This is a genomic window from Terrabacter sp. P2_E3 (genome assembly GCF_056403915.1).
The window spans coordinates 205,249-219,618 of record NZ_JBFUEN010000005.1 but is presented as its reverse complement, the minus strand read 5'-3'; the positions used below and the strand labels follow the sequence as shown (position 1 = coordinate 219,618).

The following is a 14,370-nucleotide window of genomic DNA, read 5'->3' as shown; positions in this document are numbered from 1 at the left end:
ACGGCATGACCGAACACGTGACCATCACGACCGACGCCGGCGAGATGCCCGCGCACCTCTGGCTCCCGCCGACCGGGCAGGGCCCGGGCATCGTCGTGCTGCAGGAGATCTTCGGCGTCAGCGACTACATCCAGCGCCGGGCCGCCCAGCTCGCCGAGCAGGGCTACGTCGTCGTGGCACCCGAGATCTTCTGGCGCCTCGGCGTCACCTCGCCCGTCGAGGGCGAGGACGCGCTGCAGCAGGGCATGGGTCTCGTGCAGCGCCTCGACTGGCCGGCGGCCGTCTCCGACGCCGCCGCGACGGTCGAGTGGCTGCGCGACCGTGACGAGGTCACGGCCGGTGTCGGCGCGGTCGGCTTCTGCTTCGGCGGCGGGCTCGGCTTCAACGTCGCCGGCCACCTCGAGTCCGACGGCTCGGCTCCGCTCGACGCGCTCGTCAGCTACTACGGCTCGGCCCTGCCGGGACTGCACGACGTCGTGACCGTGACCGCGCCGAGCCTGCACCACTTCGGCCTCGCCGACTCGTTCATCGACACCGAGACGGTGCGCCGGATCGAGGCGTCCGTGACCGAGCAGCCCGCCACCGTCTTCGAGACGTATGCCGGCGCCGACCACGCGTTCGACAACGACGACATGCCGTGGCACGACCCGGCGTCCTCGGCCCTCGCCTGGGCGACGACGAGCGAGTTCCTCCGCGAACGGCTGCCCGTCGACTGAGCATCTCCCTCCCTCCCGGAACGTCCTCGTCGAGCCGTGTCGAGGCCGCGCCGCGCCGATCGACGTGGGGGTGAGCCGGCAGCGAGCCGGGACCAGCCCCACCATCGACCCCAGGAGCACCTCCCGTGACGCAGTTCCTTCTCTCCGTCCACCACCGCGAGGGCGACGCCATGCCGTCCGAGGACGAGATCCAGCACATGTACGCCTCCGTCGACGCCTTCAACCGGAGGCTCCAGGAGACCGGGGCGTGGGTCCACGCCGGCGGTCTCACCGACGTGAGCCAGGCCAAGGTCGTCGACGCGTCGGCCGGGGCGGGGTCGATCACCGACGGGCCGTTCAGCGAGGCCCGCGAGTGGCTCGGTGGCTTCTGGATCGTCGAGGCCGTCGACCTCGACACCGCACTGGCCCTGGCCCAGGAGGGCTCGGCCGCGTGTCATGGTCCGGTGGAGGTCCGGGCCCTCCAGGGCGAGTGACCTCGCACCGCCCCGATGCGGACGACCCCGGGCACTGGGTGCCGCCGGGGCCGTTTGCGTGTGTTCGTGGTGGTCCGGCACGTGATCTCCCGGGCGGACGTCCGCACACCGGGTGGGCGGGTGCCGGAGCGGGTATGGCCCCGTGGGCTGTTGCTGCAGCCCTGCCCGTGACCGTCGAGGAGTACCCGTGAAGCTGCACCCGGTCGAGGCGGTGGCTCCCGGCCTCGCCGCGCGCATCGCGGGCGCCGAGCGCGGGGACGCCCGACGGTTCGCCTTCCGCGTCGCTCGCCTCGCGTGCGCGGTCGCGGGGGTGCACGACCGCAACGCGCTCGAGGTCGCCCGCGGGGGTCTCGAGCACTACCCGGAGGTCGAGGACCTCGTGGCGCTCTGGAACCTGGAGCGCGACCTCGACTCCGCCTGCGAGGCCCATCTCGGCACGCACCCCGACACGTGCAACCTCGACCAGCTCCGGCTGCACGACGAGTGCGTCGAGGCCCGTGCCGTCGCTGCCGTCATCGCCGCCCTCAAGCCCGACGCGCTCGTCGCCGCCCGGCAGGCCACCCACGAGGCATTCGCCGCCGGGTGCGAGGCCGCTGCCCTCGAAGCCCTCGCCGACCAGCTTCTCGTCAACTGACCCGACTCTCACTCGAGTGAGCGCCCCGCCCCACTCGAGTGAGCGCCCCGCCCCACGGGGGCACCACGGGGGCAGTGTCAGGCGTGCCGCCGACCCAGCCGTCGCGCCCACCGGTAGGCGGGCTCGCGCACGGCGACGACCCAGGCCGGCGGGGAGGTGCCGGCGAGCTCGTTGACGATCGGGTCGAACCGCGTGGCGGCGTCAGCCTGCTCGAGGCCCAGCTGCAGGAGCCCCACCGCGCGCCAGGGGCCACCGTCGAGCGATGCCGCCAGCTCGTACTCCCGCGGCACGACCTCGTCGCCACTGGGCCTCGCGAGCAGGGCGAGCGAGTGCTCCCCGGCCCTCGTGGGCAGCAGCGTCGTCAGCGACCGGCTTGCGGCCCACCGGACAGGGCGCAGGACGTAGCGGCTGACCCGGCCCGTCCCCGTCGTGGCGAGGAGGAGGTCGGCGGGCCCACCGGACGTGCCGGCCGCCGGCAGACGCACGGCGAGGCCACCGACGTCCCACCAACCGGGCTCGGTGCTCATGGCGCGCGAGACGCGGACCGTGCACGGGTGCACACCACGGTCGACGAGCAGCGGGACCTCCAGGTGCGCGGCCGGCGCGTCGATGCGCAGCTCGGCGTCCCAGGTCCTCCCGACGGCATGGAGCGGCTTGCGTCCGGAGGCCCATGCGACGAGCCCGAGTCCCGCGGCGAGCACGACGCCGGCAGCGCGCTCGGGAGGGGTGGGCACACGAGGCGAAGCGGGTCTCGCGATGGAGGTGGTGGTCACGAGGTCCACCTACCCAGCCGGAGGCGACTGCGCCGCCCCTGGGGCGGAGCGCTCACTCGAGTGGGACGGGGTGCTCACTCGAGTGGGGGTTGCGTCGTGTGGGAGGACATCGCGGGTGGGAGGTCGGCGGCGTCGGCGGTCGGCCAGGCCGCCGGATCGGGGCCGAGCGCGGCGAGCTCGGTCACCTGCTCGCGGCACCACGTCGAGACCTCACGTCGCCCGGACAGGACGTCGGCGGCGAACTCGCGCCACGGCACCCACTCGGCCGCCTCGACCTCGGCGGGGTCGGGGCCTGGCTGGGGTGCGACCCCGCTGACCCGGCCGACGAGGACCGGGCACAGCTCCCACTCGACGACTCCGTCCATCTCGGCGCGGTAGGCGAAGCGGGGCAGCACGAGGCGCAGGTCGTCCACGTCGAGGCCGAGCTCGTCGCGCGCACGCCGGCCGACGGCGTCCTCGACCGGCTCACCGGGTGCCGGGTGACCGCACGCAGAGTTGGTCCAGACGCCCGGGAAGGTCGCCTTGGCGAGGGCGCGCTGGGTCACGAGGAGCGAGCCGGCGTCGTCGAGGAGGTAGACGGAGAAGGCGAGGTGGAGCGGGGTGTCGGCGTGGTGGACCGTCGCCTTGGGCGCTGTGCCGATCGCCTCACCGTCCGGGGAGACGAGGACGACGAGCTCTTCGTCGGCGTCCGGCGTCACGACGGTCACCGGCCGGGCCTCGCGAGCTCGTTGACCGCGCCGCGGAAGACCGGGGGCAGCGTCGCGGCGGCGGGGACGAGCAGCCGCCGGGTCCAGGCCGGTCGCGTGACCTGGACGAGCGCGTGGGTGAGCAGCGTGTAGCGCCGGGTGGCCGCACGCCACGACCGCTCGTAGGACTGCGGGTCATCGGCGACGACCGCCGCGACCGCCGCCCGCGCGTGGGCGAGGCCGAGCGAGATGCCTTCTCCCGTCAGGGCGTCGACGTAGCCGCTCGCGTCTCCGGCGAGCAGGACGCGGCCCTCGACGCGGTGTGTCGTGCGCTGGCGCAGCGGCCCCGCGCCGCGCACCGACGTCACGACCGGCGCCCCGTCGAGGCGGTCGCGCAGCTCCGGGAACTCGGCGAGGCTCTCGGACAGGGGGTTTCGCTGCTTGCTGAGCACAGCCACCCCGACGAGGTCGTCGGCGACGGGCGTCACGTACGCCTCCCCGTGCGCGCCCCAGTGCACCTCGACGTGGTCTCCCCAAGGGCGTATGCCGTAGTGCTGGCGCAGCCCGTAGCGGCGGAGCGGGCGCGTGTCGGCGGTCCGAGCGACGCCTCCGCTCCCGCTCGACAGGCGGCGGACGGTGGTGTGGTCGCGGTCGAGCCCGAGGGAGCGGCGGGTCGGCGAGTGCAGCCCGTCGGCGGCGATGACCCACGGCGCGGTGAGTGTCGGCCCCTCACCACCCGAGTCGTCGGTGCGCACGGTCACGGCGGTGTCGTCCTGCGTCACCTCGGTCGCGCCGAACGGGAGCACCTCGACGCTGGCGGTGGCGACGGCCTCGCTCAGGGCGGCGTGCAGGGTGGTGCGCCGGATGCCACGGCCGGGGCCGGCCGTGAAGTCCGCCTCGGCGACCCGGCCCCGGGCGACGTAGCGGATGCCGCGGAGGTCGTGTCCGTCCGGGTCGACCCCCAGGCCGGCGAGCGCCTGGAGACCGCCCGGCATCAGACCCTCGCCGCAGGCCTTGTCGATGGAGCCGGCCCGCGGCTCGAGGACGACGGGAGACAGACCGGAGCGGACGGCATACAACGCCGTGGCGAGACCGACGGGTCCGCCGCCGATGACGATGACGTCGATACTCACGTTGCCGCCCCGCTGGGGGCGTCTGCGGGAGAGGCGATCTCGCGGAGGGCGGCGTTCTCGACACGGATGCGGACGGTGAGCAGGGCCGCATTCGCGACGGTGAAGACGAGCGCCGTCACCCAGGCGGTGTGCACGAGCGGTAGGGCGAAGCCCTCGACGACGACGGCGACGTAGTTCGGGTGCGGGATGACGCCGTAGGGGCCGCGGCGGACGAGAGGGAGGCCGGGCACGACGATGACCCGGGTGTTCCACTGGTTGCCGAGGGTCGTGATGCACCACCAGCGCAGGGCCTGGCTGGCCACGACGAGCGCGAGCATGACCCAGGCGAGGGCCGGGACGAACGGGCGGTCGGCGAGCCACACCTCCGCGACGGCACCGACGAGCAGCCCGGTGTGGAGCACGACCATGACGGGGTAGTGCGACTGGCCCCGCTCGACGCCGCCACGCGAGAACGCCCACGCCGCATGGCGTTTCGACACGACGAGCTCGGCGAGACGCTCGAGCCCGACGAGCAGGACGAGGCCGGTGAAGAGCCACTGGGAGGTCATCGGCGCCTCCTGTCAGTCGGCCGCGCGGAGCAGGACGAGCTCGAGGCAGAAGCCGGGGCCCATCGCCATGAGCACGCCCCACGAGCCGGGCTCGGGGGTGTGGTCGGCGAGGGTGTCGGCGAGCACGTGGAGCACGGATGCGGAGCTGAGGTTGCCGATGCGGTCGAGCGAGCTCCACGTGACGCCGAGCGCCTCGCGGTCCACCTCGAGGGCCTCCTGCATCGCCTCGAGGACCTTGGGGCCGCCGGGGTGGGCGACCCACCAGCCGATGTCGGCGCGGGTCAGGCCCTCGCCCGCGAGGAAGCGGTCGACGTCGTCGCGGACGTTCTCGCGCACGAGGTCGGGGACCTCGGCGCCGAGGACGATGCGCAGCCCTGTCGCGCCGACGTCCCAGCCCATGGCGCGCTCGGTCCCGGGGTAGAGGCGGCTGCGGGTGGCGACGACGCGCGGCTGGCCGGGCGCGAGCGCGGCGGCGCGGTCGGCCCCCACCATGACGACCGCGGCGGCCCCGTCGCCGAAGAGGCCGCTGGCGACGAGGTTCGCGGTCGACCGGTCGTCGCGCTGGACCGTCAGGCTGCACAGCTCGACCGAGAGGAGCACCGCGACGTCGGCGGGGTGGCCGAGGAGGTAGTCGTGGACGCGGGCAACACCGGCGGCACCGGCGACGCACCCGAGACCGACGAGCGGGACGCGCTTCACGTCGTCGCGCAGCCCGATCTCGGCGGCGACCCGGGCCTCGATCGACGGGACGGCGAGGCCGGTGATCGTCGTCGACACGATGAGATCGACGTCCCGCGGGGTGAGACCGCACGCCGCGAGCGCCTTGGTGACGGCATGCGAGCCGAGCTCGGTGGCGACCCGGATGAACTCGTCGTTGGCCGCGCCGAAGTCCGCGAGCTGCCAGTAGCGCTCGAGCGGCAGGGCGAGGTGGCGCTGGGTCACCCCGGCGTTGGCGTGGAATCGCTCGAGGAGCGCTCGGTCGGACCCCGTCGATCCGAGCACGTCGGCAAAGGCCGCCGTGACCTCGGCCTGCGCGTAGCTGTGCTCGGGCAGGACGCCGCGGACGGCCGCTAGGTGGCTCACCCGGCCAGCCTAGGCGTCGCCGACGCACCCGGGGGGCGACGTTGGACAGCGGCCGTCGGGGCGCTCGGCCTCGGGGACACCTAGGCTCGGCGCGTGGCGGTGCGGCGGACGGTGCGAGGACTGGCGCTCGCCTGCCATCCGGGCCCGACCGTGGCCGTCACCGTGCTCACGGCGCTGCTCGCCTGGTCGGCCGGACACACGCTGGGTCGCGGCGCCCTCGTGACCACGGCCGTGCTCACCGGACAGCTGTCGATCGGGTGGTCCAACGACCTCGTCGACGCGCGCCGGGACCGCGCCGTGGGGCGCACCGACAAGCCCCTGGCCGCCGGCGCCGTGACCGAGCGGGTCGTCCGGGCCGCCTGCGCGGCCGCCCTGGCCGCGTGCGTCGTGCTGTCGCTCGCGTGCGGCTGGGCCTCGGGCCTCGTCCACCTGCTCCTCGGCGTCGCGTCCGGCTGGGCCTACAACCTGTGGTTCAAGCGCACCGCGCTCTCCCCGCTGCCGTATGCCGTCGCGTTCGCCGCGCTGCCGGCCGTCGTCACGCTCGCCCTCCCCCACCCCGTCTGGCCGCCGGCGTGGGTGCTCGTGACCGGGGCCCTGCTCGGGGTGGGCGCCCACCTGCTCAACGCCCTGCCCGACCTCGCCGACGACGAGGCGACCGGGGTGCGCGGGCTGCCGCACCGGCTCGGGGAGCCGGTCGTGCGGTGGCTGGCACCCGCGGTGCTGCTCGCGGGGTCGGTCGTGGCGGCATTCGGCCCCGGTCTCGACGCCACGGGGCTGGGACTGCTCGCGGCGTGCGTGGCCCTCGCGGTCGTGGCCGTCGTGGGGCGCGGGCGGCTGCCGTTCGCCGCGGCGGTGCTCATCGCCCTCGCGAACGTCGTCAGCCTCGTCGCGCGCAGCTGACCCTCGTCGCGCTCAGTCGGTCGGGGTGATCCGGACGACGACGCGGGTGCTGTTGCCGCGACGCACGACCCACTCGATGGCCATGAAGATCCGGAACTCGACGCCGTACTTGCGGCTGAGCCTGCGGTTCACGGCCTCGGAGGCGGCGGAGTCGCGGATGATCTCGGCGCGGCCCTCGACGACGGGCGCGTCGGGCTTAGCGTTGCCCCGGCGGTCGCACGGTTGCAGCGTGACGCGCGGGTCGTGGCGCAGGCGCTTGAGCTTGCCGGCGCCCTCGGGGGTGCTGACGATCGCGGCGCCGGCGTCGGGCAGCACCCACACGGGGGTCGGGACCGGCTCGCCGTTGCGGCGGTAGGTCGTCAGCAGCACGAAGCGTTCGCCACCGAGGTTGTGGAGCGTGGGCGCCTGGGTCATGGGCAGGACGTACCCGCTCCGGGCGTGCCGCGAGCAGGGTGCCCGGTCGGCACCCTGTGCATTGGGTCACCCCGTGACTCACGGCCGGTTCGTCCGGCTCCCGCAGACCTGAGTCACCCCCTGACCCAATGCACAGCGCAGCCGACGGCATGAGGCGCCGCGGGGGCCTCTACCCGGCGAGCTCCACGTCCGCCACGTAGGCGTCATGGTCGGAGAGGTGGCGACCGCCCGACTGCATCGACAGGCGCCGTGCCTCGCGCGTCAGGAGCCTGCCGCTGGGGACTGCGATGTGGTCGATCGAGAACAGGCCCTGGAGCCGGTGCGGCTGGGACGCGGTCAACAGCTCGGCTCCGAGCAGGGTCAGCCCGGCACGGATCTCCTCTCGACCGGCCAGGCTGCCAGCCGCCTCCGTGCCGTCGAAGGCGTGGTTCCAGTCACCACCCCAGACCGTCGAGGCGGCTGGCAGGGCAGCGACCAACCGGCCCACTGCATGCTTCGTGCGGCTCGCCGTGTCGTCGCCCTGCCACGGGTCCCCACCGCCGCAGGAGCGCCACGGCAGGACCGAGCTGCAGAACGTCAGTCCTCCGACGTCGGCACAGGCGCTGGCCGGGTGCGGGTCCTTCTTCCATGGCTTCGCACTGAGGGCCGTTCGCACGGCGACCGCTGCCCAGGCGCGCTCAGGAGCCATTCGGGCTCTCGTCGCGTGGATAGTGAAGCCCGGAAGGGTGGTCCTGGTCGGCATCTCCGTGAGAAGCCAGATGTCGCAGGCGGCGTCGGTCATCAGGGGCGCGTGCGCGTCGGACCACTTGCCCTCGAGATTCCACGTTCCCAGCCTCATGTGGCCGACGCTAACCATGATCACCAGGGACGGTGGCCGTTCGTCGTGAAGCAGCACGCTGAAGGAGGCCGACACGAACTCGCCGCGGCGGAGCCCGGGCGCTGTCGTGGTGCGTGGCTACGATCGGCGGGTGAGCGCCAAGCCCGTCGTCGTCGAAGCGCCCAGTCCGTCGAGCCCGTCGGGCGTGCGGGAGGTCCGCGTCTCGAGCCCCGACCGGGTGCTGTGGCCGGCGTCCGGGATGGCCGACGGCCAGCCGGTGACGAAGCTCGACATGGCGCACTACCTCGTCGCCGTCGCCGACCCGATGCTCCGGGCGCTCGGCGACCGGCCGGTGACGCTCCAGCGCTTCCCGGAGGGCATCGAGGGCGAGGAGTTCTTCTCCAAGAACCCGCCCAAGGGCGTGCCCGACGGCACGCGCACCGTCATGTGCACCTATCCGTCGGGCCGCAAGCACCCGCAGCTCGTCATCGACGAGATCGCCGACGCCGTGTGGGCCGCGCAGATGAACACCATCACCTTCCACCCGTGGCCGGTCCGCACGGCCGACGTCGACAAGCCCGACGAGCTGCGCATCGACCTCGACCCGCAGCCGGGGCGCGGCTTCAAGGACGCCGTCGAAGCCGCGGTCGCGCTGCGCGAGGTGATGGCCGAGATCGGGCTGACCGCGTGGGCCAAGACGTCCGGCAACCGCGGCGTGCACGTCTACGCGCGGGTCGCGCCGACGCACGAGTTCCTCGACGTGCGCCACGGCGTCATCGGCATCGCGCGCGAGCTCGAGCGGCGGCTCCCCGACCTCGTGACGACCTCGTGGTGGAAGGAGGAGCGCGGCGAGAAGATCTTCGTCGACTTCAACCAGGCCTGCCGCGACCGCACCATCGCCTCCGCCTACTCGCCCCGACCGCTCCCGGGCGCGCCGGTCTCGACGCCGGTGACGTGGGACGAGCTCGGGTCCGTCGACCCCAAGGAGCTGACGGTGCGCACCGTGCCGCAGCTCGTCGCCGACCGCGGCGACGCGTGGGCCGGCATCGACGACGAGCTGGGCGACGTCGCGGCCGCGATCGCCTTGTGGGACAAGGACGTCAGTGAGCGCGGGCTCGGCGAGCTGAACTTCCCGCCCGACTACCCGAAGATGCCCGGCGAGCCGCCGCGCGTCCAGCCGAGCAAGCGCCGCCAGGACAAGGCGGATACGGAGTACATGGCTCCCAAGGCGGAGCGTGACGCCGACCTGCGCACGACGTGGGGCATGCCGGTCGTCCCTCCCGTGTCCCCGATGCTCGCCAAGCCGGTCAAGGACTTCACGGCGGTCAAGGTCGACGTGCTCTACGAGCCGAAGTGGGACGGCTTCCGGTCGATCATCTTCCGCTCCGGCGACCTCGTCGAGATCGGGTCGCGCAACGAGAAGCCGATGACGCGCTACTTCCCCGACGTCGTCGAGGCGGTGCTCGCCAACTTCCCCGACAAGTGCGTCATCGACGGCGAGATCGTCCTCGTCTCGCCCGAGTCCGGCGACCGGCTCGACTTCGACCTGCTCCAGCAGCGCATCCACCCGGCGGCCTCACGCGTCAAGAAGCTCGCCGCCGAGACACCGGCGTCCTTCATCGCCTTCGACCTGCTCGCACTCGGTGAGGAGTCCTACCTCGACAAGCCCTTCGCCGAGCGCCGGGCCGCGCTCGAGGAAGCCCTCGCCACGGCCGAGGCCCCGGTCCACCTGACCGCCGCAACCGCCGACCGCGACGTCGCCCAGGGCTGGTTCACCCAGTTCGAGGGCGCCGGGCTCGACGGGGTCATCGCCAAGCCGGTCGACATCGCCTACGAGCCCGACAAGCGCCTCATGTTCAAGATCAAGCACGAGCGCACCGCCGACTGCGTCGTCGCCGGCTACCGGGTCCACAAGAGCGGACCCGACGCCATCGGCTCGCTCCTGCTCGGGCTCTACGGCGAGGACGGGCAGCTCGCCTCGGTCGGTGTCATCGGCGCCTTCCCCATGGCGCGCCGCAAGGAGCTCTTCGAGGAGCTCCAGCCGCTCGTCGCCGAGTGGGACGAGCACCCGTGGAACTGGGCTGCTCCCGCGGAGGACACCGGTGGCGTACGCACTCCGCGGTCGTCGGAGTACTCCCGCTGGAACAACCAGAAGGACCTCTCCTTCGTGCCGCTGCGGCCCGAGCGGGTCGTCGAGGTGCGCTACGACCACATGGAGGGCACGCGCTTCCGGCACACGGCGCAGTTCGTCCGGTGGCGTGAGGACCGCACCCCCGAGTCGTGCACCTTCGACCAGCTCGACGAGCCCGTCAGCTACGACCTCGCCGACGTCCTCTCCGCCGGATCCGACTGAGCGACAGCGCGTCTCGGCCGAGTCAGGTGCCGCGTCAGTGCCGCTTCGGTGCCGCGTCAGTGGCGCGGCTGGCGAGGGCGGCGGTCGTGGTGTCGGTCGGCGGCCTCGCGCAGCTGGGCCACGACCTTCGTCTCGGCGTCGTTGAGGGCGGCCTTGGTGTCGGTGAGGTGGGAGACGCCGATCACCGTCGGCAGACCGCTGATGCAGACCTCGACGGAGGTGTGCATGCCCGGTTGGCCGCGGTCCTTGACCCGCAGCCCGATGTGGACCATCGACGGGTCGAAGCGCTCCAGCTGGCTGAACAGCTGGCTCAGCGCGTGCTCGATGAAGGGAAGGTCGTCCTCGTGGTACCCGTCCTCGAGACGGACCCGATCCATGAAGAGGCTGGACGTGCTCATGCCGAGCTCCTTTGCCGCGTGGGCGCCGGTGTCGACGTCCACCTCGATTCTATCGAGCCGCCTTGGCGTCCAACTGTCCCGGACCTATGAGGGTGGTCACCACGAAGATGCGACACCGCCTCTCCGTGCCCCCAGCGCCTGACACGGCAGCGGACGTATCGGGCCATGCCGACTCCGTCCGCCGCCCCCTTTCCGGAGGACGATGGCGAGATGGACGCGACCCCTGACCTCAGATCGATGATCATCGGCTTCCGGACGTCGGCGGCCGTCAGCACGGCCGCCGAGCTCGGGCTCAGCGACGAGCTGGCGTCCGGGTCGATGTCCCTGGCACAGCTCGCCGCACGCGTGGGGGCGGACGAGGACACTCTCAGCCGGCTCATGCGGGTGCTCGTCGCACTGGGTTTGTATGCCGTGTCGACCAAGGGCACCTACACCGCAACGTCGCTCGGGGCCGGGTTGCGCACCGATGCCCCCGGCTCGCTGCGCCCCCTGGCCCGCACGCTCCAGGACCCGGCGACGTGGGCGGCCTGGGGTCACCTCACCCACAGCGTCCGGACGGGCGACACCGCCTTCTCGGCCCTGCACGGTGAGGACGTCTGGACCTACCGGGCCTCCCACGCGCGGGCCAACGCGGTCTTCAACGACAACATGGCGGCTCTGACGTCGAGGGTGGCCACGGCGGTGGCGAGCTCATACGACTTCACGGGGCTGACCTCGGTCGTCGACGTCGGCGGCGGGCTCGGGGCGCTGCTCGAGGCCGTCCTGGCCGGCCACGAGCACCTCGACGGCACGGTGTTCGACCTTCCCCAGGCGCTACCAGCCGGGCCGCCCTCGACGGCGAGCGAGTCGGTCGCGTCCCGGTGGTCGGTCGCGGCAGGCAGCTTCTTCGACGCGGTCCCGCCTGCCGATGCATACCTGCTCAAGAAGGTGCTGCACGACTGGTCCGACACGAAGTGTGTCGAGATCCTGCGCACCTGCCGCCGCTCGCTCGCACCGGGCGGGGTGGTGCTCGTCGTTGAGCTCGTGCTCGACCGACCGGGCCACAAGCTCGAGTCGGCCCTGTCCGACCTCAACATGCTCGTGCTGCCGGGTGGGCGCGAGCGCACGGCGGCGGAGTTCGACGCGTTGTTCGTCGCCGCCGGCTTCGAGCCCGCGCGACTGGTGGAGACCGACGCCGACGTCGTGATCCTCGAGGCACGCACTGACCGCTGAGCGCACTGGCCGGGAGCGGATCCCAGCCAATGTCCTGCGGACGCGTGGCGTGAGCGGTTCCATGGGGTGATGACGCAGGTGGGACTTCGCACCCGGCTGGGAGACGGCTTCCGGGCGAGAGCGCTCCGGGTGGGCACGTCCAACCTCGAGCGCGCCGTCAGGGTCGTGGTGCTCCTGGGTCATGCCTGGGCAGCACTGCTGTGCCTCATGATCGCCACCGGTTGGCGCGGACGCGCCGTGCTCAACGAGATCAGGGGGACACGTACTGGCCGTGGCAGTCGATCGTCACCGTGGTTGCCCTGGGCGTGGTCATGGTGACGATCAGCATCGGTGCCGTACGCTCTGCCCCACGTCAGCGCGTCGTGCTGAGTGGCGCCGCACTGATCATCGCCCTCTTCACCATGGACGCCCTGTCCCTGGGGTCGGCGCGGCTGTGGCTCGTCGCACTCGGACTCGCTTGCACTGCAGCGGCGCTCACGCTGCCAGCGGGGGGGCGCAACCACGAGGCCGCGCGCTGCTCCCTGGCGTCCGCGCCTGCGGTCATGGCACTCGTCGCCACGGTCCGGAGCTCGGACGTCGACCAGGCGCTCGCCGCGATCCGAGGCCGCAGCCTCGCTCCGGCGGCGTCAATCCTCCTGTCGCTGCTGACGATCTTCGCCCTGGCTACCTCGGTCGAGGGGCAGCGGGAGCGCACCGGCCGTTTGCTGCGCTGGCGCGTCACCCGGCAGGCGGTGATCGCGGCGGTGGTCCTCAAGCTCCTGCTCCTCGCAGGGCTCTACCTCCACGTGACGGGTGGATTCCTCGGCGGAGAGGTCTTCTGGCGACCTCGCGTCGACCAGCCCCTGTCCTGGTTGCATGCCGCGCTCGTTGCCGGGTTGATGGTGTCCGTCGCCGCATGGAGTGCGCGTCGCCCCTTGGCTGCGGGCGGTTTCCCGCCGCGGCTCGCCGCTGTCTCGCTCGGCGTCGGCATCATGGAGGTGGCGGCCCTCGCGACGCTCGTCGCGATCACCGTGGTGGGGACCGTCGTGCCCTCGGCCGACACCAGCTCCTTCTTCGGCCTGCCCAACTGGGTGATCGACCACGTCGAGCGGGTGCAGGTCGTCATCGCGGGCGTCGTCCTTCTCGCGGCCCTGGCCGAGCTGCTCGTTCGACGCGCTCTGAGCGCAGGCCTCTACCTCTGGCTCGCGGCGGGGCTCTGGCTGGTCCCCGCCCTGATCGGGATCGCCTTCGCGTCCGACACCTCTCCCACGGCCTGGGCGGCTCCGGGCCAGGTGGAGGCCGTCGTGACCGTCGCCGTGCTCGCGATGGTCGTGACCGGCCGGACGGCGGGTCTCCAGCCTCGAGCCCTGATGGTGCTCGTCGTGGTCCCCTTCGTCGTGCTGCACCTGGACAGCTTCTGGCCGGACGCGTGGATGGACCACGTGACCCAGATCGCGGTCGTTGCGGCGGTCGTCATCGCCCTGTGGCTCAACCCGCCGCCCGCCTACGCCGACCAGCGCCGCAACGAACGCAGTCGCTCGTTGCTCGTGGCCGGGCAGGTCGGGCTGCTCACGCTCTACCTCTACCTCTTCAACGATGCTCAGCTGAGCGGCGTCCTGGGGTCATCGACGACGATCGCCTGGCTCTGGCTCGGCATCCCGATCACGGCCGTCCTCACGGCACGCGTCGCCGGCCGGATGGGGGCCGGCCCCGAACCGACAGCCACGGCCTCCGAGCCGGGTCACGCGTGACGCTTCGACCCGCGTGACGGGCCGCGGCAGTACGGTTCGCGCATGGAGTTCACCTAGGAGGTCGTCGTCCAGGTGCCGCGGGCGCGGTTCATCGAGCTCTTCGACGACCCGGACAACCTGCCGAAGTGGCAGGAGGGCCTCGTCTCGTTCGAGCCGATCCACGGCGAGCCGGGCCACCCGGGGGCCCAGTCGCGGCTGACCTTCCGGCGTGGGCGCGGCACCCTCGAGATGGTCGAGACCGTGACGCGCCGGGACCTGCCGTATGCGTTCGAGGGCACCTACGACGCCAAGGGCGTCCACTCGACGACGCGCAACGAGTTCCACGAGGCCGGTCCCGACGCCACGCGCTGGGTGACCCACAACGACTTCGAGTTCCACGGCATCATGAAGGTCGTCGGCCTCGTGCTCGCCAAGAGCTTCCCGAAGCAGAGCCTGTCGATGATGGAGGCGTTCAAGACCTTCGCCGAGTCGCAGCCGCGCTAGCGGCCACGACCCGGCCC

General features: G+C 72.7%; 16 protein-coding genes. 8 read left to right on the top strand and 8 right to left on the bottom strand.

Going from position 1 to position 14,370, the window contains the following annotated elements; genetic code table 11:
* Positions 1-5 precede the first annotated feature (5 nt).
* The 3 genes from AC1DW8_RS08795 (at position 6) to AC1DW8_RS08785 (ending at position 1,823) form a co-directional block, all read left to right on the top strand.
* On the top strand, positions 6-716 hold the full coding sequence (locus AC1DW8_RS08795) for a dienelactone hydrolase family protein (protein WP_056779149.1): 711 nt from the start codon (positions 6-8) through the stop codon (positions 714-716).
* Positions 717-841: 125 nt separating this feature from the next.
* Positions 842-1,189, top strand: coding sequence for a YciI family protein (locus AC1DW8_RS08790; RefSeq protein WP_478093349.1), 348 nt, complete (start codon positions 842-844; stop codon positions 1,187-1,189).
* Positions 1,190-1,376: 187 nt separating this feature from the next.
* On the top strand, positions 1,377-1,823 hold the full coding sequence (locus AC1DW8_RS08785) for a hypothetical protein (RefSeq protein ID WP_478093347.1): 447 nt from the start codon (positions 1,377-1,379) through the stop codon (positions 1,821-1,823).
* 77 nt (positions 1,824-1,900) lie between these two features.
* On the opposite strand, the gene AC1DW8_RS08780 is transcribed toward AC1DW8_RS08785, so the two are convergent.
* The 5 genes from AC1DW8_RS08780 to AC1DW8_RS08760 form a co-directional block, all read right to left on the bottom strand.
* Positions 1,901-2,596 (bottom strand): phosphodiesterase, encoded by a 696-nt coding sequence (locus tag AC1DW8_RS08780; RefSeq protein WP_478093345.1) that lies wholly within the window; start codon positions 2,594-2,596, stop codon positions 1,901-1,903.
* A gap of 74 nt (positions 2,597-2,670) precedes the next feature.
* The gene (gene idi, locus AC1DW8_RS08775; protein ID WP_478093343.1) at positions 2,671-3,303 is read right to left on the bottom strand and encodes an isopentenyl-diphosphate Delta-isomerase; all 633 of its coding nucleotides are present in this window, start codon (positions 3,301-3,303) and stop codon (positions 2,671-2,673) included.
* A complete protein-coding gene (locus AC1DW8_RS08770) occupies positions 3,300-4,415 on the bottom strand; it encodes an NAD(P)/FAD-dependent oxidoreductase (RefSeq protein WP_478093341.1) in 1,116 nt (371 codons plus the stop codon). Before AC1DW8_RS08770 ends, idi begins: the two co-directional genes overlap by 4 nt.
* Positions 4,412-4,963 (bottom strand): isoprenylcysteine carboxyl methyltransferase family protein, encoded by a 552-nt coding sequence (locus AC1DW8_RS08765; RefSeq protein ID WP_478093339.1) that lies wholly within the window; start codon positions 4,961-4,963, stop codon positions 4,412-4,414. Before AC1DW8_RS08765 ends, AC1DW8_RS08770 begins: the two co-directional genes overlap by 4 nt.
* Before the next feature lie 12 nt (positions 4,964-4,975).
* Positions 4,976-6,046 (bottom strand): type III polyketide synthase, encoded by a 1,071-nt coding sequence (locus tag AC1DW8_RS08760; RefSeq protein ID WP_478093337.1) that lies wholly within the window; start codon positions 6,044-6,046, stop codon positions 4,976-4,978.
* A gap of 93 nt (positions 6,047-6,139) precedes the next feature.
* On the opposite strand from AC1DW8_RS08760, the gene AC1DW8_RS08755 reads away from it, so the two are divergent.
* Positions 6,140-6,946, top strand: a complete 807-nt coding sequence (locus AC1DW8_RS08755; RefSeq protein ID WP_478093335.1) for a UbiA family prenyltransferase — start codon at positions 6,140-6,142, stop codon at positions 6,944-6,946.
* Between the two features lie 12 nt (positions 6,947-6,958).
* Here AC1DW8_RS08755 and AC1DW8_RS08750 read toward each other — a convergent pair whose 3' ends face one another.
* Both AC1DW8_RS08750 and AC1DW8_RS08745 read right to left on the bottom strand, forming a co-directional pair.
* Positions 6,959-7,360 (bottom strand): PPOX class F420-dependent oxidoreductase, encoded by a 402-nt coding sequence (locus tag AC1DW8_RS08750; RefSeq protein WP_478093333.1) that lies wholly within the window; start codon positions 7,358-7,360, stop codon positions 6,959-6,961.
* Positions 7,361-7,529: 169 nt separating this feature from the next.
* A complete protein-coding gene (locus AC1DW8_RS08745) occupies positions 7,530-8,198 on the bottom strand; it encodes a hypothetical protein (RefSeq protein ID WP_157623308.1) in 669 nt (222 codons plus the stop codon).
* A 130-nt stretch (positions 8,199-8,328) separates the two neighbouring features.
* On the opposite strand from AC1DW8_RS08745, the gene AC1DW8_RS08740 reads away from it, so the two are divergent.
* Entirely contained in the window at positions 8,329-10,530 is a 2,202-nt protein-coding gene (locus tag AC1DW8_RS08740) for an ATP-dependent DNA ligase (RefSeq protein ID WP_478093331.1), read from the top strand.
* Between the two features lie 56 nt (positions 10,531-10,586).
* Here the strand turns inward: AC1DW8_RS08740 and AC1DW8_RS08735 are convergent, their stop codons facing one another.
* On the bottom strand, positions 10,587-10,928 hold the full coding sequence (locus tag AC1DW8_RS08735; RefSeq protein WP_478093329.1) for a hypothetical protein: 342 nt from the start codon (positions 10,926-10,928) through the stop codon (positions 10,587-10,589).
* Positions 10,929-11,138: 210 nt separating this feature from the next.
* On the opposite strand from AC1DW8_RS08735, the gene AC1DW8_RS08730 reads away from it, so the two are divergent.
* From AC1DW8_RS08730 to AC1DW8_RS08720, 3 genes are all read left to right on the top strand, one after another.
* Positions 11,139-12,140 (top strand): methyltransferase, encoded by a 1,002-nt coding sequence (locus AC1DW8_RS08730; protein WP_478093327.1) that lies wholly within the window; start codon positions 11,139-11,141, stop codon positions 12,138-12,140.
* Positions 12,141-12,430: 290 nt separating this feature from the next.
* Positions 12,431-13,870 carry a hypothetical protein gene (locus AC1DW8_RS08725; RefSeq protein WP_478093325.1) on the top strand — a complete coding sequence of 480 codons (1,440 nt, stop codon included), beginning with the start codon at positions 12,431-12,433 and terminating at the stop codon, positions 13,868-13,870.
* A 72-nt stretch (positions 13,871-13,942) separates the two neighbouring features.
* Positions 13,943-14,353 carry an SRPBCC family protein gene (locus tag AC1DW8_RS08720; protein ID WP_478093323.1) on the top strand — a complete coding sequence of 137 codons (411 nt, stop codon included), beginning with the start codon at positions 13,943-13,945 and terminating at the stop codon, positions 14,351-14,353.
* The last annotated feature ends 17 nt before the right edge of the window (positions 14,354-14,370 follow it).